Origin of the sequence: Vibrio zhanjiangensis, from assembly GCF_030161235.1 — a bacterium.
In the GTDB taxonomy this organism is placed as follows: Bacteria; Pseudomonadota; Gammaproteobacteria; order Enterobacterales; family Vibrionaceae; genus Vibrio; species Vibrio zhanjiangensis.
Genome location: NZ_BSPW01000054.1, coordinates 1 through 20,181, shown reverse-complemented (window position 1 = coordinate 20,181; position 20,181 = coordinate 1). Strand labels below are relative to the sequence as shown.

Here is a 20,181-nt window from a genome sequence, read left to right as displayed (position 1 = left end):
GTTCTAGAGAGCGGATATACAGCTAGGTAATTGGAAGATTATGGCAAAAGATTATGCGAGAAATTAATTAGTTATCTAAGCCTCATGTATTTATGGGCATTTTTCTTTAGAACTCCGGCTTGATGAACTAAGTTTATATAATGGTTACTAACTTTGGGAATAAGGTAATGAAGCGGTTTGAGAGTCTTCTGTCCTTGGCTATCTTGTCGACAATGTGTGTGAGTTTTGCAAGTCTAGCGAAAGGCACATCTGACTTGCGTGAGCTTTCTTATTTCACCGAATCTTACCCCCCAGGCAATTATTTAAAAGATGGTGAAATATCCGGTTATGCTGTCGATATACTTGTAGAAGCCAGTAAACTTGTGGGCGAGGAAATAGACTTGTCACAAGTTACCCTACAGCCCTGGGCTCGCTCTTACCGAACAACGTTAACAGAAGATAATTCAGTGCTGTTTTCGACTACTCGCTCTGAACATCGTGAAAAACTATTTAGCTGGGTTGGCCCAATAACCGATATAAAGATAGTCGTTATGGCTCGCAAAGATGCGAATATAAAAATCAGTAAGCCTATGGATATGGCGAAGTACCGTATTGGCGTAATAAGAGACGACATTGGTGAGCAGTCTTTATTAGAAATTGGGATTCCCAGAGCGGCGATGCAGGAAGCGAATCATGTGACAACGCTATCCGAGCAACTGATGAAAAGGCGGATTAACCTATTGGTTTACGCACACCGAGCTGCGATTTGGTGGTCGAAAGAAGCCAATGTTGATCCAGATTTGTTTGAGTCGGTGTACACGCTAAAAGAAGGGGAGGTCTACTTTGCTTTCAACACCAATGTGAGCGATGAAGCTAAAGCTAAACTACAAAAAGGTATTGACCTACTTAAAAATACTAAAGGTGAGTCAGGAACCTCGCTCTATCAAGAGATTATGTCTAAGTACGAGTAGTTGATGTTAATCTAGCGCTACACTTTGGCCTTTTTTACAAAATATGGGTTATCAAATTTTTTCTCAGGTCCCAGCTCAGATACGACCAATCGATTCCACAGAGATTTATCAAATTCTCCTTTGGGTATGGAGGGATAGAGTGTTTCCTCTTCTTCGCGAGCATAACGTAGGAATTCTTTTTTCTTAATTTGGTTATACTTACGAGCTACGTGATTATGTCTAGATATCCACTCTAGCTTAAAATTTGTCAATGCAGGTTCTGCTTGCTCCAATGGTAATCGTGTTAGGTAGATACGTTTGTATGATACTTTACGGTCGAGCATTGTTCTCATTGCCGTCTGAATATACTTACCGTGGTTGGTAATCGAGATGTCGTTTTTGTCGAATAAGTTTACACTCCAGCCGGTAAGGAAAAAGTCTGGTTTACGGTATTGTTTATTGCGTACTTCTATCGCTTTATGAATAACAATATCTGAAGTTCCATTAAACGTTTGTTGCCATTTGGCAATACGTATTTGTATCGCAGTAGGTAATCGATAGATGTGGGTAAACTTATCTTGGTCCATAAATGAATACACAGATCGTCAGGTTGAGTAAAGCCTATCTCAAAGGTAGTAGTCGGTGATTATCACTCTGAAATAATGGTTGGGCTGGCAGCACGCGAACCCGACGCACATTGTAGAGAATTATTACGTCTACTTCTAGTAGTTATCAGCCAAATTTGGAGTAAAATAACTGATGCACTAAAAAATTTTCCAGTTAATTGAGGCTGTATTCATACCGAAAATTTATTTGAAATGAGTATAATGTGAATTTTTGTTCTGAATGAGTTTATTCATTGTTATAGTGATGATATGGTTGACTCTATTTCTTGTGAGTGACTTTTTTCACCACAAAAGTTCCCGCTATTAAGTCATGCCAGCCCTGTTTTTTGCTATTGAAACCTATCCAAATAAACCCTAAACATAATGGAATAGCGCTTATGTAATATGATAAATAGCGTAGTATTGAAGTGGAAATGGTTAGCTTGTCACCTGTTTTTGCATTTACTACTTCAAGCTTAAAAGCCATTTTTCCGGGTGTTGCTGAACGGTATATCCAAAATACAACTGTCGCAAATAGAGGACATATCCAGTTAAGTAGCAAGTCCCAGCCTCCCAATAGAAAATCATTTGAATTCCAGTAAAGCTCACCATATGCCCAGAACATTAGTGGCATAATCAATGCCATCAACAGGATTGTATCAATCAATGTTGCACCAAGTCGAAGCCAAAAACCCGCGTATTGAAGCGAACTGCTATTCATTGTATTAACCTTATCAATATGAGAAAAGCAAATGAATTATAAGAGCTTATCATTCTTATATTTTTTAATCGAAGAAAAATATACCAGAGGCTAAGGGTGTTGGGGCCTGTTGGAATAAATTTTCACTTAATTATGACATGGATAGCGATACTTACTAAGTACTGCCTAAGCAATGTGTGAATATAACGAGTTATTAAATAGCTGAGGAAAAATAGTCTTTCAAGATGGGTACCGGACTGGTAACTTTCGTTATTCAGTCAATGGGTATGCCTTATCAATATTACCTTTTTCTTATGTAATAGTAACCTTCTGTATCTACGTGCTAATTTTTTCTATCTATGGTTGAAAAACATGGTTGTAATTCGATTTGATATAGGTTCATTTTTAGGGTTTTTTTGCCAGTTTGTGCTAAACCTAAAGATAGAGAAGTGTGACAAGGGGAAACCAGATAGATGGAATTGTTTGCGGACCAACGACAGTCAGACCAGCCTGATAAAGGTGATGCTCATAAGCTAGCTCAACAGCCCTTGCTGCCTTGGAAAGTCCTTCTGATAGATGATGACGAACAAATGCATCAAGTCACTAAGCTTGCATTGTCAGACTTTGAATTTGAAGGACGAAAGCTAGAGCTAATTTCTGCTTTTTCAGGGGACGAAGCTCGAGCATTATTTACTCAGCATGACGATATATCATTAGCTCTCGTTGATGTGGTAATGGAAACTGAGCACGCCGGTTTAGATCTAGTAAGATATATTCGTGGAACCCTAGAAAATAGCTTGGTAAGACTGGTATTGAGAACGGGTCAAGCGGGCCAAGCCCCGGAAGATAGAGTTATCCGTGAATACGATATTGATGACTATAAAGAAAAAACAGAGCTGACCACTCAAAAGCTCAAGACCCTCCTTTACTCTATGTTACGCTCCTATCGAGATTTATGCTTGATAGAGCAACAGAAGAGAGGCCTGAGCAAAGTCATTGAAGCGTCTGCATGTGTCCAAAATACGACAACACTTCAAACTTATGCTACTTCAGTTCTAGAGCAACTTACCTCTTTATTAAAGCTAGATAACTCAGCGCTTTATTGTATTGTTCAGCCAAGACCAGAGGGCGAAGAATCTCGAGCTATGACCTTAGCGGCTACTGGCTCGTTTGTTGACACATACAGTGAATGTACGTTTGATAAATTGCCTGAAGAGGTCGCGAGTCGCTGTAAGAAGGTGTTTCAATCTTGCCAATCAGAGAATTTTGGTGATGCTTATGTCCTGTATTCTCATGATGAGCAAGGTGTTGACTGTATTCTTTATGTCAATGTTAACCGAGAACTCACTGAGCTGGATATGCAGCTTCTAGAGATCTATATGCAGAATATAGGTCTTACTTTTGAGAATTTGAGCTTAATGTTGGATGTTCGTGAAACATCAAAAGAACTAGTTTATAACCTCGCTAATGCTGTAGAGGCGCGAAGTAAGGAAACAGGAGCGCATGTACAAAGAGTCTCACTATTTAGTGAGAAGTTGGCGCTTTTATACGGCCTTAGTGAGTCTGATGCTTCTATGATTAAACATGCCTCACCACTTCATGATGTTGGCAAAGTCGCTGTACCTGATTCTATTCTTCACAAGCCAGGAAAGTTGGATGCTGATGAATGGGAGATTATGAAAAAGCATGTAGATCATGGGGTCGAGATTTTAAGCAAATCAAAACGTCGATTGATGACAGTTGCCAAAGAAATTGCCGGCTACCATCATGAGAAATGGGATGGTACGGGGTACCCCAACGGTCTATCTGGGCTTGACATCCCTGTTGCTGGCCGTATTACTGCACTTGCAGATGTGTTCGATGCTTTGGGGTCTAAACGCAGTTATAAAGAACCTTGGACTGATGAACAAATAATGCTTGAACTTGTTGCTCAGAAAGGGAAGCAATTTGAACCGGAATTAGTAGAGCTTCTCGTCAAGCATTGGGATGAGTTTTTGGAGATTAGAAATTCCCTTCCGGACTAGACGAGAAGTTCCCGCTAGGTATTGACTTCTAATGGTAAATTCAAGGGAACAATAAGTTTAAAAAACACACCATTGCCCACTTGAGAGCTGAATTCCAGCTCTCCTTTAAGTTTTTGATGTACTAAGTTAAACACTAAGTTGAGTCCAAGCCCTGAACCACCAAGGCCTCGTTTACTTGTATAAAAAGGTTCGAAGATTTTTTGATGTAATGCTTCATCTACACCACTACCGTTATCGCGATATTCAAATATGATCGTATCTCCCTCTTGATAGAAGCTTATCGATATTTCTGCTTGGGGTTGGTTATCAAAAGCATGATTGATACTATTCATCACTAAGTTAGATATTATCTGCGTCAGAACACCTGGTAAACTGTTCATAACGATAGCACGATCGCCTGTTATTTCAGGCTTAACGGGTACTTTGCGTGTTTCTGGATGTAAGCTTGCCAACAAGGCATCCAACACCTGTGAGACATTAAATTGTGAGCGAGCCTCGGAAACTTGGTCTACGGCGGTTTGTTTAAAGTCTCTGACTAACTGAGCTGCTCGATTGAGATTGTGCTCGAGCATTTGGCTGCTGTCAGACATACGCTTCATGAGCGATTCGAACTGGGTACTCGTTAAAGTTTGTGATGCAAACGCCGCATTAAGTTCGCTGGTGACGTCTCGGATAACAGAAGTTGCGGTTACTGCAATTCCCAAAGGCGTATTAACTTCGTGAGCGACACCAGCTACCAATCCTCCCAGTGCTGCCAGTTTCTCAGATTCGACTAACTTGTCTTGCGCATCTTGTAGCTGTTCCATACTCTGTTTAAGATCTAGCGTTCTGGAAGCCACCATTCGTTCTAGGTTTTGATTAAGTTCTTCGAGTTCAATTTGAGTCAGCTTTAATTCAGTGATATTAATGGCCGTACCTCTAAAACCTAAGAACTGGCTTTTTTCATATCTTGCTGTTGCTTGAAAAAGCAAATGTAACGTTATGCTATTGATTGTTATGCTTTCTTCTATTTGAGCGAAGTCATTACGCCTTGCTATTGCTTGGTGCAGTTCATTGGCATCCTTAAGAATTTCGACATCGGATAAACTTACGCCATGTACCGCAACAAGAGACAGTGCCTCTTTCATTGCATCAGAGCAATAAGTAAGTTGACCCAGTTCATTTGTTTCCCATAACCAATCAGAAGAGACATTAGTAAAATCGGCCAATCGGTCCTGTTCTTCTTTAATATTGTTATACAGCAGTGTCATATTGCTGCTAATTTTGTTTGTGCTTTCTCCCAACCAATCCAGCTCGTCATCTTTTTCTGAAATCCAACGCTTTTTGGTTAGTACTAAGGGCTTGCTAGGGTGCCTTGGATTGAAGGCTCGCAAATATTGAGCAATCTGGAATATACGTCTATTCACACTGGCATGGAAGATTAACAGCATAATCGAGCAGACGAGCGTTGTTTTGAGGCCATTGAGTATGAGTGTAGAAATGAATTGGTTGATTAAGTAGTTATATATTTCTTGAGCATTTGACTCGACATAAATGGTACCGATTTGCTCTGAGTGGCCATCCTCGGGATCGCGATAGGTTAAAGCAAAAGTTTCGTGAACGACATTTTTAGTCTCCGATTTCCCAGAGTGAAAGGTATAGTTACCAGACTCTACCTTGAGATAGTCAATTTTGGGCAAATTGACTAGGCCATCGAGTCTTTCCTGTAAAACGGCTAAGTCGAATGACCATAATGATGAAGCCAGAAGCCCAGCATGAACATCGCGTATTTCTATGTGGCGTTGTTCGACATCATTGAATTCCTTTTTATAGTCCCAAGACAGTTGCAGTACGGTAGTAAATAAAGTCACAAAGCTACTTAGCGTCACCATCAATAGAATGATGCGCCGTCCAATTCGACTCTGCAAAGGGTTGTTAATGCTTTCTTCTACTTTTTTGCTTCGACTCATAATACTCAGAGATAGTGTTTTAGTTTGAGTATAGCTTGCTGTTTTGATTTTTTATCAAGAATAAAACCAACTTATTCTTATATTTCAACCTAAACTATCTACGTACTAAATAAATTTGGGAGGCGATTATGCGCGTGCTGATAATGTGTTTGTTGCTAGTAACAGGTAGTGTTCAGGCAGCGAAAGTGTTACTGATTGAGAGCTATCATGCTGAATATCCATGGGATATGAGCTATGTAAAGGGTCTTAAGGAGACAATCTCATCTTCGACTGAACTGTTAACCTTTCAGATGGATACAAAGCGGGTGCCTTCTGAACACTATGAGACTAAGGCACAGGAAGCCTTTGACTACTATCAGAAAGTGAAACCAGATATTGTCATCTTGGGTGATGACAATGCGCTAAAGTTCATGCTTCCCAAACTGTATCAAGAGCCGATTTCGATCGTTTTCTTAGGTATAAATTCCAACCCTCGAGCGCTATTGGCTAAATACAAAGGTAAAGCCAAAGTTACAGGTGTGTTAGAACTGCCCTTATTCGTTAAAAATATCCGTGATTTGACACAGATGTTACCGAAGAAGAAGCACAAGTTCAGGGTGATGTTTGATTCTGGTGTTACGTCTCAGGAAGCGGCTAAGCACATTAAAAGGCAATATGAGCTGATTGAAAAAAACCTCAAAGTTGAGGCTGAAATAGCGCTCATAGGAACGAAAGAAGAATGGCAGACAATGGTTAACAACGCTGAAAAAGAGGGTGTCTCAGTCATTATTGTTGGCCTGTATCATACGCTGGTGGATCAAGATGGTAAGAGTGTTCCTGCATCTGAAATATTAAGTTGGACAAATGAAAACTCGACAGTGCCACTATTCGCGTTCTGGGATTTTGCCGTTGGAGAGGGTAAGGCCAGTGGTGGCGTAGTGCTGTTCGGAGAGAGTCAAGGCAAGCAGGCTGCAGGACTTGTGAACGAGATTTTGGCGGGTAAAGATGCGAACAACCTCCCAATTGCCATTGGTGAGCAAGGAAGAGCCATATACTCTGAAAAAGAGATGCAGCGCTGGGGATTGACGCCACCACCTCATTGGAGCGTAATGAATTGATAAAAAAGCCCACTTTATAGTGGGCTTTTTAACATTATTGTATGTCGTTATGCTTCAGCTCGGCGGTCACGACCATGACCACGTTCACCGCGGTAATTTCCGCGATGATCTCCACCACGATTACGATCAAATCGACGTTCACCTTCGCGATTGCCACGGAAGCCACCTTCACGACGACTGCCTTCACGGTTACCTTTGAAACCACCATCTCTGCGACCAGCATCACGGCCACGGCCTGAATCACGACGCCCACGAGGTTCACGGAAGTCATCGAAATCACACACCACTGCATCCACTTGTTTCTGGCGGATACGAAGCTTGCGAAGTTTGCCTGCAGTCTCAGAAGGCATAGCCTTAGGAAGCTGAACGTAAGTTTCACCTTGAGCAAGCTTGATAGCACCGATAGAGCCTTTAGTTAAGCCAAGCTCATTTGCTAGTGCGCCTACGATGTCTTTCACTTGTACGCCTTGATCGCGTCCAACTTGCAACTGGTAAGTATCCCAATCTTGCGTGTTAAAGCTACGCTCTTTTCCACGACCATCTCTGCCACCGTCACGTCTTTCTTTACGACGCTGTTTATCTCGCTCGATCGCTTGAACCATAGGATCTTCGCCAATATAAAATAATGGGCGTTTACCTTGCTGACGTTTCAATAAAATAGAAGCCAGTGTTGTCGCGTCAATGTCCAAACTCTCTTGAAGTTTTTCTACTAGAGCCGTGAATTTTTCCAACGACTTATGTTCTTTGTCTTGATCAAGCTCTTCGCCTAATTTAATTAGGCGAGCCTCTGCTACTTTGTCACGTAGGGGAAGCTGAATTTCCTCCATTGATGACTTAGTGACGCGCTCAATAGTGCGAAGCATACGAATCTGGTTAGTTCGTACTAGAAGAATCGCTTTACCTTTACGTCCTGCACGACCTGTACGGCCGATTCTATGAATATAAGACTCAACATCGAATGGGATGTCATAGTTAAATACGTGCGTAATTCTTGGGACATCGAGTCCTCGAGCGACAACATCAGTTGCAACTAGAATGTCGATTACGCCTTGTTTGATGTGGTCAACAGTACGTTCACGCAAAGACTGAGGGATATCGCCGTGTAGAGCAGAGGCCTTAAAGCCGCGAGCACATAGCCAATCAGCCAAACGTTCTGTATCTTGACGAGTACGCACGAAGACAATCGATGCATCCGTTTCTTCCGTTTCTAGCAGACGAGACATTGCTTCGTCTTTTTCAACGCCTTTCACTACCCAGAACTGTTGTTCTACTTTGTCTACGGTATGGTTTTTTCCAGCAACGTCGATGGTGACTGGGTCACGCAGAAAACGCTCTACAATGTTTTTCAGCATTGGAGGCATAGTTGCAGAAAATAAAACGCGCTGAGCAGATTCAGGAGCGTGCTCCATGATTTCGGTCACGTCGTCAACGAAGCCCATATTTAACATTTCATCGGCTTCGTCTAGCACAAACGTGTGTACTTCATCTAGGTGTAGACGCTCACGATTGATCAAGTCTTGAACACGACCTGGTGTACCGACAACGATATGTGCACCATTTTTAAGTGCTCTCATTTGATCAACGATTGATGCACCGCCGTAGATTTCGAGTACTTTTAGGCCAGAAATGTTCTTGCCTAGGTTTTTCATTTCTGCGGCAACTTGTATGGCTAGCTCACGAGTTGGCGCAAGGACAATCGCTTGAGGTTTGCGCTGAGCTAAATCCAGCTTGTTCAGTAAAGGTAGAGAAAATGCTGCCGTTTTACCAGTACCAGTCTGAGCTTTGCCTAGTGCGTCAGTACCTTCCATAAGATGAGGTATAGCAGCCGCCTGAATGGGGGTGGGTGTTACAAAACCCATACCGTCAAGAGAGGAAAGGATAGAGTCGTTTAGCGCCAAGTCGCTAAACTGAATTACAGAATCTGTCATTGGGATCCTACTAAATTAATGTCAACAAAAGGTCCCATGAGCTCTACCAATTCCATTACCAATCCAGTGAGTGCTGAATCCGTTCAGATGCGGATAAGTCGTAAATCGCATCAAGCCGCTAGGGACAAATATAAGGGGGCGTATTATTCCCTAAAAGCATAAAAAAAGCCAGAAAAAATTGAAATACATCACATATTTTTCCTAGCTTTGATTGAATAGAACATTTTGAATGATTCTTATATTACGGTGAATGGTGCTTTGGGCAATAAATGTTTTTATTAGCACTTGCGTTATTTTGAAAATGTCGGTGTGTTTTTCTGACAAACTTCTACGATATACATTGATGGCATTACCTAGTAGTATGAAAGGTAGAAAATTGGTCCCGCTAGCAATGGCCGCTATTGGTCTATGTTGATGACTGATGTTATAGGCAATACCACGACGTTGGATGTATCCCATCCAGAACATAAAACGAATTTAGTTAGAAGTTAACATGTTCCAAGATAACCCCCTATTGGCTCAACTTAAGCAACAAATGCAAGAAAACCTTCCTAAGAAAGAAGGTACGATCAAAGCAACGGAAAAAGGCTTCGGCTTTTTAGAGGTTGACAGCAAAACGAGTATTTTTATTCCCCCACCGTACATGAAAAAATGTATGCACGGCGATAAAGTTAGAGCCATTATTCGCACGGAGAAAGACCGTGAAGTTGCTGAGCCGGAGGCTTTGTTAGAGCAAGGTGTTAACCGTTTTATCGGGCGAGTTAAATGGTTCAAAGGCAAGTTAAATGTTCATCCAGATCTTCCCCAACTCAAAAAGCTATCACTGAAAGCTCGCGTGGCTACTGGGCTTAAACGCGATGACTTCAAAGAAGGCGACTGGGTTGTTGCTCACCTTATCAAACATCCATTGTCTGATGACAATGGTTTCTTGGCTGAAATATCAAACAAGATCACTGATGCTGACGACAAAATAGCACCTTGGTGGGTGACGTTAGCGCAAAATGATCTACCCAATACGGAACCGCTGGGCGTTGAAAACTGGCAAATCGAAGATGATGTCGATCTAGAACGAGTCGATATGACCCATGTTCCTTTTGTGACTATCGATGGTGCGTCCACTAAAGATATGGATGATGCTTTGTACGCTAAGGAAATGGATGACGGTAGCTATGAATTGACAGTCGCCATTGCCGACCCCACAGCGTATATAGCACCAGAATCCGATATGGATAAAGTTGCTCGTGAGCGTGGTTTTACCATTTACCTGCCCGGGCGCAATATTCCCATGCTTCCGCGAGAATTGGCCGATGGATTATGCTCTTTGCTTGAAGGAGAATTAAGACCTGCGCTTTGTTGCTCAGTGAGAATTAAGCCGGATGGGGAGCTAGAAGACAAGGTGACATTCTTTGCAGCGACAGTTAAATCCCATGCTCGTTTGGTTTATGAGTATGTATCGGATTGGCTGGAGAACGGTCAATCAGATGATTGGCAGCCTAACGAAGACGTTGCATCTGTAGTTCGTGCGCTTTATGACTGCGCCCAAGCTCGTGTTCAATGGCGTGAAACAAATGCGGTTGTTTTCCCCGATAGACCCGATTATCGCTTTGAGCTGAGTGAAGACAATGATGTGGTCGCTATCCATGCGGATGTTCGCCGTAGCGCCAATCGTTTAGTTGAAGAATGTATGATTACTGCCAATATATGCGCTGGTAAAGTGTTAAAAAGCAGTTTTGACTCTGGTGTCTTTAATACACATTCTGGGTTTAAGCACGACAAGTTGAGTGAGGTTATCGAACTTATCCATAACGAAGGTGGTGCCCAACAATTTACGGTTGATGGGATTGCGACGCTTGAAGGATTTTCACAGATTCGTCGTTGGTTGGCTAAGCAAGAAACCGGCTATCTTGATCACCGAATTCGCAAGTATCAAGCCTATAGTGAAATAGGTAATCAGCCATTACCTCATTTTGCAATGGGGCTTGATCTGTATGCTACTTGGACTTCCCCAATTCGTAAATATGGGGATATGGTGAATCACCGCATGCTAAAGGCTCATATTTTGGGCAAAGAACCCATTCAAGTGGCTGATAGTCATCTTGGTGATGAATTAGCACTTCACCGTAAGCATCATAAAACCGCTGAACGAAGTGTCGCAGACTGGCTTTATGTCCGCACTTTAGCTGATGAACCCGCTAAAGGTACCATCTTTAATGGTGAGATTTTCGATGTCTCTAGGGCAGGGCTGCGTATTCGTATACTTGAAAATGGGGCCAGTGTGTTTATTCCTAGTGCACTGATTTTGGCTAATAAAGAGCGCTTAAAATGTCATTCTGACCAAGGTTCAGTGTCTATTGATGATAAGACAATTTACCGTGTAGGTGATGTGATTAAGGTGGTGCTTACGGACGTAAATCAAGAGACAAGAAGTATTATTGCTAAACCTCTTGAGGTGTTTGCTGAGGTAGAAAAACCTGAGTGATAAAAACAGCCTGAGTGATAAAAATAGATAGGTGGGAAAAAAAATTTTCTTACCTATCTATAGAGCTGGACTCCTAGTTTTCCCAAAATAATGATTTTGGGTCCTTGCCAACTTCACGCATTATCGCCGTTAAATCTTGACTTTGTGCAAGGTAGGGATAGGGAATCCAATTTGATTCACTGACTTCGTCTGGAACCATCAATAACCAAATACGTTTCTCTGGGTCCCACACCACTTTAGCCACTGGTAGCATGTAATGACAGTGTGCTGAATCAAGCAAAAAGTGCTGTTTGATAAATACGACACCATTTTCGGTGACTTCGTAGCTCGCCTTACCTAACTCAGCCGGCAGACTTTTGTTTCTTTGAGAACAAATAATCTGCGCTCGGCTTTCTACTTGTCTTTGCAGTAAACTGACCAGTCCCATTCTGACCCCAAGCTCTGTGTCTTATGATACATAGTATGTACATCAGCTTTTATAGTCTGTATAGCTTTTCACAAAAATGTAATCTTATCGAAATATCATAACTCAATGTATTTCTATTATCGGAATCGGAGATTGTTATGATTCGCGCTGTTTTAACCGCATTGTTAGCTTTATATTTTAGCTTAAGCCCTGTATTAGCAAATGAAGTTAATGTATCAGGCTCTACTTCTGTGGCGAGAGTTATGGATGTGCTTGCGGAAAACTACCATCAAAGTCACCCAGAAACTTATATTGCCGTTCAGGGTATTGGCTCAACTGCTGGTATTACTTTATTAAAAAAAGGTGTCGCTGACATCGGTATGAGTTCACGTTATCTGACGGACAGTGAGCAGGATGAAACGCTTACAGTTATCCCTTTAGCTTATGATGGGTTAGCTGTGGTTGTGAATAAGTCCAATCCAATAAGCGATATTAGTCGAGAGCAGCTTTTTGACATCTATAAAGGTAAGATTACCAACTGGAAAACATTGGGAGGCTATGATCAAAAAATTGCGGTTGTAACACGAGAGGCCTCATCGGGTTCACGATACAGTTTTGAAAGCCTGCTAGGACTGACCAAAGTTGTTAACGGTCAACAAGTCTCTTCGATTAGTTCAAATAATCTTGTTGTAAATAGCAATAGCATGGTAAAAACCATAGTAAGCCACAACAAGCAAGCCATTGGCTTTATATCGACAGGTTCAGTCGATAATTCCGTTAAAGCGATCAAGTTCGATGGGATAGAGGCAAGCAATCAAACTTTGGCGACGAACAAATATGGTCTGTCTCGACCTTTTCTTGTGCTCTACAAAAGCTCGGATCTCGATGAACAGGCAAAATCCTTTATTGAATATTTACGCGGGCAACAAGCACGAAGCTTAATTCTTCAATATGGTTATGCGCCAGTAAGCCAATAGATAAGTTAGGGTAGAGAACTTCTCTACCCTAAAAATGAAGTTGAATAACAGAAACGACAATAGCCCCTGGACGTCGAATACCGTCAATTTCCACTTTAATTTCTCTTTCTATCTCCAGTCCTTTCTTAATCGGAGTCACCTTAGATAACTTGCTGACTGCACGAACGCGGCTATTGGCCTTGACCGGGTATGGAAAACGGACTTGATTGAGGCCAATATTGACTACCATTTTTGCCGTAGGGAAAAGAGAATGCTTGGGATCAACGCTATCTGTGAGCTTAGGCAGCATCGCCAGAGTTAGGAAGCCATGAGCAACCGTCGTTTTGAAAGGAGACTCGATTTCAGCACGCTCTGGATCTGTGTGTATCCACTGCATATCCTCAGTCACTTCAGCAAACTGATCAATACGTTGCTGAGAGATGTCTAACCAATCACCAGTATGAATGACTTGCCCGATCTGCTCTTTCAGTTGGTCATATAATTTTTGCGCTTCAGGCTTTAACTCGATCGCTTTTTGTTGATCACTATTGATTGTCTCTGGCGTCTGAACCTCATCGTTGACCGCAGGTCTTTGCATATCCCAAAAACGCGCGAATAGCTGGTGATTTTGCGTCTTTTGCATAAAATCATCCCAATACTCACGAACAGCAGGAGACATCCACTGCATAAATTCGGATTGTGATTTTTCACCGCGATGTTTAAATAGGTCTGCGACTTTCATAAAACCTCAGAAATCTGATATTAATATACGTCAACGTATTAATTTTGAAACACTTCACAATTGTACGCAATGACTTTCGAGCGTACACATGTTGCCTATTTAGTTGTTTATCCTTTAAATTCAATGCCATATCAAAAAAACATTATTTTATTAGATAATTTTCATTAGAGTATTAATACTACATAAATACCCAGTTTTTACTGCCATTATTATAATTAATGCCTGCTTTAGTGGGTATTAACTACTCACTCCAACATGAACCACCAAATACACACTTAACAAAACTCGTGCCAATATTTAACGTTGAATGGTGAAGAAAGAAATGCCTGAGTGGTTGAACGTACCGGTTTTGAAAACCGACAAATGTTAATAGCATATCTAGGGTTAAAATCCGTATCTCTCGGCTATTTTTAAATGCTAACTCTTTGTTTTTAAGTGGATTTGTATATTTTTGTCTTCTGGTTGTTGACGACTTCATTGTAAACCTTATCTTGCTCTTGGAGTCTTTGTACAGAAAGTCGTTAATTTCTTTCAGCGGCAATAAGTTGTTCTCAGCACGGCAAACTTTTTCTAGGTTGAGGGGTAAACTACCGGAAAGTCCAATGTTGGGTGTTTTGCTACCAGGCAGCGATACCCATATACCGACTCAAGCATTTCTTTAGTTAGCGCATCCCATGGTGGTGCATCGCATACAAGATGACCCTCATGGAGCACGACTAAACGGTCTGAATACTGAGCGGCAAGGTTTAAATCATGGAGCACGACCACAACCGCAGCGTTGTGAGTGTCGGCCAACTTACGAGCCAAAGACAAAGTATTATGTTGATGTGCCAAGTCGAGTGCGGATGTTGGTTCATCGAGCATCAATATTGTTTGCTCATCTGAATGAGCTAATTGCAACAACACACGAGCTAAGTGCAGCCTTTGTTTCTCTCCTCCTGACAAGGAAGGATAGAGACGCGTTGCTAGATGTCCAACATCGGTGATTTTCATATAGTAACTTGCCAACTCCTGCACATTTTTGTTGGGTAACATGAGTGGAATAGCGCCTAACTCGACCACTTCTTGTGCTGAGAATGGGAAACTTAGTGTACTGTGCTGGGGTAACATACCTAGATGTTTCGCTAACTCTTTGGAATCCCATTGATGTTTGGGTTTAGCAAAATATTCGATCTCTGCGTTGGATGAGATTTCACCACAAAGAACTTTGAGTAAGGTGCTTTTTCCCGCACCATTTGGGCCCAGCAGGGTGGTCACTTCCCCAACCCGAATGCTCAGGCTTACATTATTCAGAATAAAACGAGAACCTAAGCGTATCGAAATGTTGTGCGCACAAAGTGCATTAATGCTCATTAGAGAATTTTCCCTCTTTGCTGGAATAGGAGATAGATAAAGAATGGCGCACCAATCAATGCTGTGATGATTCCAACAGGCAGTTCGGTCGGTGCAAGAACAATTCGTGAAATCATATCGGCAAACGTGAGGAGCAACGCGCCCATACACGCTGATATTGGTATGAGGGTACGATGATCAGGACCACCCAACATACGGCCTAGATGGGGAATGACTAGCCCTACAAAGCCTATCATGCCGGACACGCTCACGGCTACCCCAACTCCTATTGCTGTACAAAGCATCAATGAACGCTTTAACTTTTGTACTGAAATTCCCAAATGAGACGCTTCTGCCTCGCCCAGTAGTAATGCATTCAAAGGCATTGCATTGCGGGTGAAATAGAGCACCAACAGAAAAAGAGTGGCGGTGCAAAGTATAACACTGGTCCAATTTGCTCCTGCTAAAGATCCCATTTGCCACAAGGAAATGTCTCGGAGCATCTGATCATTGGCAATGAAATTGATGTAGCCTAAGCCCGCAAATGATAGAGCGGTCATGGCGACGCCAGCCAATAGCATGATGGTAACCGATGTTCCGAATTTACTTGTACCTAGTTTATACACCAGACCAGTGGCCAATATCGCACCGAAAAAGGCAAACAGGGGCACCGCAACAATATTGATGATATTTGGGTAGTCAGCGTTGTATTGGGAAAAAGAGACTATCGCGAGAGCACCACCTAAAGACGCGCCAGCAGATACACCAATAATTCCCGGTTCTGCAAGGGGATTACGAAATAGCCCTTGTGTGACAGTACCACATATGGCCAATATCGCACCGACTACTATGCACAGCAAAGTTCGAGGTAAACGGATTTCATGGATCACTAAGTTAATTTGAGTCGGCAACTGATTCGAATCTGCAAAGATACTCACCACACTGTCTTTGAAACTTATATCCATTGGTCCCACGCTTACCGATACTATCGTCGTAAGAGCAAGGAACGAACCCAAAAAGGCTAAGGTAGAAAAAAGAGGAGTATGACGCAGCAGCATAAAAAGGGCTCTATAGTGTCGGATTAAGCATTTTACTTAGGCGTTCAGCTTCAGAGAGGCTTTTTAGCCCCAATCCGCCAATAATTGCGTGTCCATCAATCGAGATGATTTTTTTGGTTTTTCCTGCAGGCGTCGCAGCAAGCATTGGCATTTTATCAAAGATGGTATCAACGCCACCAAGCTCACTAAGACTTCGGCCACTAACCAAAATAACATCAGGCTGCATTTCCAACATTGCCTCTGTAGAAAGTGGTTTGTAGGAATCAACTTTTTGAGCTGCCGGATTAATTCCACCAGCCAGCGCTATAATCGTATCAGGCACTGTATTGGCTCCTGCTACGTTTGCCGCTCGCCCCTCATGAACAAGGAGAAACAACACCTTTTGTTTACGTTGTGATCGTGACTTGTTATTTTCTATACGCTTGATTTGCTTTTGAATATCTAGCTTGAGAGCTTGTGCATTGTTCTGGCTTTGAGTAAGCGAGGCAATGCTATCTATGCGCTCCAACAAGCCTTCAGGCGTTGGTGTTGTGTTGATGATATTGATCTTTACTCCTGATGATTTGAGCTGCCCCAGAACATTTTTCGGGCCCATCTCTTCCGAACCAATAATCAGGGTTGGATTAAGAGACATTAATCCTTCGGCTGATAAGTTTCTGTGGTAACCAATCTTTGGCAGTTCCATCTCAGAAGGTAATTCACTGGTGATATCAACTGCGACGAGCTGATCTTGATTACCAAGTGCTACTAGTAATTCAGTAACGGCGCTACCTGCGCTGATAATTCTTTCAGTGGCGGTTGCTGATGCAGCAAGAATGATTAGCGAGATAGCCGCTATTCCGCGAGTAAATATGGAGTTAAGCATGATGTAGGCCTTATTGTTGGGGGTCTTGAATCAGCAATTGGGTGGCTTCGATACGGTTTTCTTGTAAGAAAGCGAGCAATTTCACTAGATGTTGAACATCAGCGGTTTTTTCAGCACCAATCACAATGGGCTTTTGGCTAGATCTTTGTTTTTCGATTACCGCTTGTGAAAAAGCATCCCAGCTTGAGTATTGATTGCCGTCTATCGCCCAATGAGGTTCTGTTGGGAGAATATTGACGGTAATTGATTGGTTTTCTACATTTGACGTAACCGTGGTGTCAGTCGTGGGTAAATCGACTTCTAAAGACTCAAGTTTGACTGCGGCTGTTAGCATCAAAAAAACCATCACGATAAAAATGATATCTAATAACGGAGTCAGATCGGGCGTTAACCCTAAATCATGAGATTGTCGAGACACCTTGATCATCTTGTTGCCTCATTGGATATGGTTTGATCTCTTGCACTTTGAAGATTTACGCCTTCCAACCATAAATTGACAAAATTGAGCGTGTGCTCGAGTCGAGCTATGATTTTGTCAGCCCAGAGGCCGAGCAGCTGCGCGCTAGCGAGCGCAGGTAACGCAATCATTAGACCAGCTGCTGTTGTTCTCATCGCAATGCCTAAACCATCGGCTAGGTCATTAGGAGTAATATTACCTGTTGAAGCGGCTACACCCTTAAACATCTCAATGAGGCCAAGAACTGTGCCTAGCAATCCAATTAAAGGGCTAATAACACCAATTAAGCTTAAGAGTTTAAGGCCAGAATTCAATAGAATGCGCTGTTCTTCCAACCACATCCCAGCAGTGTCTTCTCTCAAGTTTTTGGGAAAAGAATGATGGCTCAGTAACATAGCCACCCCTTGGCACAAAAGAGGGCGACGGTTTGCGAGCTTTTCCGCAAGGGAACGCAATTGTGGTTCGTCTGACGGAGACAGTTGCTTGAGCTCGAAATGAATGGTCTGCCTTCCCGCACCTGAGCTGATCACGACTTGAATCAGTCGTTCTAGGATAATCATAACTGTCAGCGCAGAGCAGAGTATGAGAGGCCAAGTCATAAGGCCCAATTGTTGTTGAAGTTGTTGTATGTGTTCCATTGTCAATCCATATTGAAACGTACGGGAATTCTTACTCTATGGGCTATCTTCTGACCATTGACACTGTGCGGAGAGAACTTCCACGTTTTAATAGCCCTGAGTGCGGATTTATCTAAGATAGCTTGACCAGATGAAGAAATGAGCGTTTGTGAAATTTGCATACCATATTCGTCAAGCCAAACTTCATAAGTTACGACACCAGTGAGGCCTCGCTTTCTTGCCAAACGCGGGTAAACCGGTGGTGTCGGTTTGGAGAGAAAACTCGGCTGGTTGACAAGCAAAGGCTTAGTACTCACTCCTCGTTGTACGTCGGTAGGTTGGGGAAGCGTCTCTTTACTTGGTTGTTCAACTGACGGTGTTTTTATTGGGTTCTTTGGTTGATTTTGTTCGATAAGCTTTTGAGACGTGGTACTAGCGATAATGTCAGTCTCAGCTTTTATCCTCGCTGGTTTGCCTTTAGGTATGGTTAGTTCTTTTGCAACAGGTGCGCTTTTGATCTCATTTAAGGCAGACTTAGCCGATGGTGCTGGTTCCTGTTTGGGTTTGGTACTTTGTACTGTGTTCGGAACAGATACGGGTGAAAATCGAATCGTGACGGATGAGGAATGGGAACCGGTTGGCATGGCATACGCTTTGGTTTCGTAGCCGGTCCAAAAAATAGAACTGTGGATAGCGATCGATAAGCTACCCGCAATAAAATACCTTCTCAAATTCATAAACTCACATCGATTTTCACGACAATCAAGCACCAAGAAATCTTATTATCCATTAGAATCTAAATAATATCAATTATCAATTGCATTATCATTTCTATGATTCTAATATTGCCTGAATTTTATTGCACAGACCTCTTACTACGACGATAAAGATTCTTTTATCTATATTATTGAAATAATTTTTCTACTTAGTAAGGCGTCATGAGGAACTGCTATGCAAACGCTAAAGGAAAAAGTTTCCCGCTTGATTGAAGACGAGCCATCGATATTGCCTGTGGAAATGGCTGAAAAATTGGGTATTTCTGAGTATGAGGTGGTGAGTTCATTACCCGATGAGATGATCGCACTTGCTTCTGGAGAGCAAGCTCAAACCTATCTTGAGCGATTAGTTGGTTTTGGCCCAGTGACTACCATTGTCCATTCATTTGGTTCAATTTTTGAAGTGAAAGCGCCCTTTCCAAAAGGCAAAGTTGCACGGGGATATTACAACCTTATGGGAACAAATGGTGAACTTCATGGCCATTTGAAGCTGAGTAATGTGGAAAATATTGCTTTGGTTAGTAAGCCTTTCAGAGGACGAGAAAGTCACTACTTTGGCTTCTTTTGTGAAAAGGGTAATAATATTTTTAAAGTGTATCTTGGCAGAAATGAACAGCGAGAGTTGATTACTGAGCAGGTGGCCGCTTTTAAGCGTTGGCAACAAGAGTTACGCGAACGAGCATTTGTGTAACGCGTTCGAAGAACAAGTCGTACTAATTAAGGAGTTTAGAGATGGAGACACAAGTTAAACAAGAGCGCTTACAAAATCGCTTGGGACCAGAAATTCAGGAGTTCCGTCAAGAACGATACACGCTTCAGCTGGCGACGGTGGATGAGCAAGGCCAACCTAATGTGAGCTATGCACCATTTGTCCAAAACTCTAACGGCTATTTCGTTTTAATTTCGGAAATCGCTCGTCATGCACGTAATCTTCAAGTCAATCCGAATGTTTCAATTATGATGATTGAAGACGAGGGGGGGGCCAAACAGCTTTTTGCTCGTAAACGATTAACATTCGATGCGGTTGCTACGATGGTGGAAAGAGACTCAGCGCTATGGCTCGAGGCGATTACACAAATGAAGATTCGATTTGGTGATATTATTGATAACCTCAGTCAGCTTCAGGATTTTGTTTTATTTAGTATGCGACCTGAGAAGGGACTTTATGTAAAGGGCTTTGGCCAAGCTTATCAGGTCTCTTGTCATTACTGAGGGATCTTGACGGGATAAATACCATTCGACTCTGTCGTATCCTTACATT

At 42.3% G+C, this 20,181-nt stretch carries 19 protein-coding genes; 7 read left to right on the top strand and 12 right to left on the bottom strand.

All coding sequences use genetic code 11. The features are described from left to right. The first annotated feature begins 212 nt into the window (after nucleotides 1–212). A complete protein-coding gene (locus QQK21_RS13065) occupies nucleotides 213–950 on the top strand; it encodes a substrate-binding periplasmic protein (RefSeq protein ID WP_431313118.1) in 738 nt (245 codons plus the stop codon). A 17-nt stretch (nucleotides 951–967) separates the two neighbouring features. Here the strand turns inward: QQK21_RS13065 and QQK21_RS13060 are convergent, their stop codons facing one another. Both QQK21_RS13060 and QQK21_RS13055 read right to left on the bottom strand, forming a co-directional pair. Next, complete coding sequence (locus QQK21_RS13060; protein WP_284192633.1) at nucleotides 968–1,516, bottom strand: MSHA operon transcriptional regulator; 549 nt, start codon at nucleotides 1,514–1,516, stop codon at nucleotides 968–970. 298 nt (nucleotides 1,517–1,814) lie between these two features. Then, nucleotides 1,815–2,255 (bottom strand): RDD family protein, encoded by a 441-nt coding sequence (locus tag QQK21_RS13055; RefSeq protein ID WP_284192632.1) that lies wholly within the window; start codon nucleotides 2,253–2,255, stop codon nucleotides 1,815–1,817. A 452-nt stretch (nucleotides 2,256–2,707) separates the two neighbouring features. Here QQK21_RS13055 and QQK21_RS13050 point away from each other — a divergent pair, with 452 nt between their 5' ends. Continuing rightward, nucleotides 2,708–4,258 (top strand): DUF3369 domain-containing protein, encoded by a 1,551-nt coding sequence (locus tag QQK21_RS13050; RefSeq protein WP_284192631.1) that lies wholly within the window; start codon nucleotides 2,708–2,710, stop codon nucleotides 4,256–4,258. A gap of 14 nt (nucleotides 4,259–4,272) precedes the next feature. Here QQK21_RS13050 and QQK21_RS13045 read toward each other — a convergent pair whose 3' ends face one another. After that, nucleotides 4,273–6,207: a sensor histidine kinase gene (locus QQK21_RS13045; protein WP_284192630.1), complete on the bottom strand. Its 1,935-nt coding sequence runs from the start codon at nucleotides 6,205–6,207 to the stop codon at nucleotides 4,273–4,275. Nucleotides 6,208–6,335: 128 nt separating this feature from the next. Between QQK21_RS13045 and QQK21_RS13040 the strand changes: the two genes are divergently transcribed. Then, a complete protein-coding gene (locus QQK21_RS13040) occupies nucleotides 6,336–7,304 on the top strand; it encodes an ABC transporter substrate-binding protein (RefSeq protein ID WP_284192629.1) in 969 nt (322 codons plus the stop codon). 47 nt (nucleotides 7,305–7,351) lie between these two features. Here QQK21_RS13040 and QQK21_RS13035 read toward each other — a convergent pair whose 3' ends face one another. Continuing rightward, nucleotides 7,352–9,232, bottom strand: a complete 1,881-nt coding sequence (locus tag QQK21_RS13035) for a DEAD/DEAH box helicase (protein ID WP_284192628.1) — start codon at nucleotides 9,230–9,232, stop codon at nucleotides 7,352–7,354. A 493-nt stretch (nucleotides 9,233–9,725) separates the two neighbouring features. On the opposite strand from QQK21_RS13035, the gene rnb reads away from it, so the two are divergent. Further along, nucleotides 9,726–11,711, top strand: coding sequence for an exoribonuclease II (gene rnb / locus QQK21_RS13030; RefSeq protein WP_284192627.1), 1,986 nt, complete (start codon nucleotides 9,726–9,728; stop codon nucleotides 11,709–11,711). 73 nt (nucleotides 11,712–11,784) lie between these two features. On the opposite strand, the gene QQK21_RS13025 is transcribed toward rnb, so the two are convergent. Then, nucleotides 11,785–12,138: a DUF3024 domain-containing protein gene (locus tag QQK21_RS13025; protein ID WP_284192626.1), complete on the bottom strand. Its 354-nt coding sequence runs from the start codon at nucleotides 12,136–12,138 to the stop codon at nucleotides 11,785–11,787. A gap of 137 nt (nucleotides 12,139–12,275) precedes the next feature. Between QQK21_RS13025 and QQK21_RS13020 the strand changes: the two genes are divergently transcribed. Next, complete coding sequence (locus QQK21_RS13020) at nucleotides 12,276–13,094, top strand: phosphate ABC transporter substrate-binding protein (protein ID WP_284192625.1); 819 nt, start codon at nucleotides 12,276–12,278, stop codon at nucleotides 13,092–13,094. A gap of 28 nt (nucleotides 13,095–13,122) precedes the next feature. Here QQK21_RS13020 and QQK21_RS13015 read toward each other — a convergent pair whose 3' ends face one another. The 7 genes from QQK21_RS13015 to QQK21_RS12985 form a co-directional block, all read right to left on the bottom strand. Then, complete coding sequence (locus QQK21_RS13015; protein ID WP_284192624.1) at nucleotides 13,123–13,815, bottom strand: MaoC family dehydratase; 693 nt, start codon at nucleotides 13,813–13,815, stop codon at nucleotides 13,123–13,125. Between the two features lie 570 nt (nucleotides 13,816–14,385). Next, entirely contained in the window at nucleotides 14,386–15,168 is a 783-nt protein-coding gene (locus tag QQK21_RS13010) for a heme ABC transporter ATP-binding protein (protein ID WP_284192623.1), read from the bottom strand. Continuing rightward, nucleotides 15,168–16,205, bottom strand: coding sequence for a FecCD family ABC transporter permease (locus QQK21_RS13005; RefSeq protein ID WP_284192622.1), 1,038 nt, complete (start codon nucleotides 16,203–16,205; stop codon nucleotides 15,168–15,170). The genes QQK21_RS13010 and QQK21_RS13005 overlap by 1 nt, the downstream gene beginning before the upstream one ends. Nucleotides 16,206–16,215: 10 nt before the next feature. Then, nucleotides 16,216–17,070 (bottom strand): heme/hemin ABC transporter substrate-binding protein, encoded by an 855-nt coding sequence (locus QQK21_RS13000; protein ID WP_284192621.1) that lies wholly within the window; start codon nucleotides 17,068–17,070, stop codon nucleotides 16,216–16,218. A gap of 10 nt (nucleotides 17,071–17,080) precedes the next feature. Next, on the bottom strand, nucleotides 17,081–17,497 hold the full coding sequence (locus QQK21_RS12995; protein ID WP_284192620.1) for an ExbD/TolR family protein: 417 nt from the start codon (nucleotides 17,495–17,497) through the stop codon (nucleotides 17,081–17,083). Next, complete coding sequence (locus tag QQK21_RS12990) at nucleotides 17,494–18,165, bottom strand: MotA/TolQ/ExbB proton channel family protein (protein WP_284192619.1); 672 nt, start codon at nucleotides 18,163–18,165, stop codon at nucleotides 17,494–17,496. Before QQK21_RS12990 ends, QQK21_RS12995 begins: the two co-directional genes overlap by 4 nt. Before the next feature lie 2 nt (nucleotides 18,166–18,167). After that, nucleotides 18,168–18,881 (bottom strand): energy transducer TonB, encoded by a 714-nt coding sequence (locus QQK21_RS12985; RefSeq protein WP_284192618.1) that lies wholly within the window; start codon nucleotides 18,879–18,881, stop codon nucleotides 18,168–18,170. A gap of 214 nt (nucleotides 18,882–19,095) precedes the next feature. Here QQK21_RS12985 and hutX point away from each other — a divergent pair, with 214 nt between their 5' ends. Both hutX and hutZ read left to right on the top strand, forming a co-directional pair. After that, nucleotides 19,096–19,611: a heme utilization cystosolic carrier protein HutX gene (gene hutX, locus QQK21_RS12980; protein ID WP_284192617.1), complete on the top strand. Its 516-nt coding sequence runs from the start codon at nucleotides 19,096–19,098 to the stop codon at nucleotides 19,609–19,611. A gap of 41 nt (nucleotides 19,612–19,652) precedes the next feature. Beyond that, nucleotides 19,653–20,132: a heme utilization protein HutZ gene (gene hutZ / locus QQK21_RS12975; protein ID WP_284192616.1), complete on the top strand. Its 480-nt coding sequence runs from the start codon at nucleotides 19,653–19,655 to the stop codon at nucleotides 20,130–20,132. Nucleotides 20,133–20,181 lie beyond the last annotated feature (49 nt).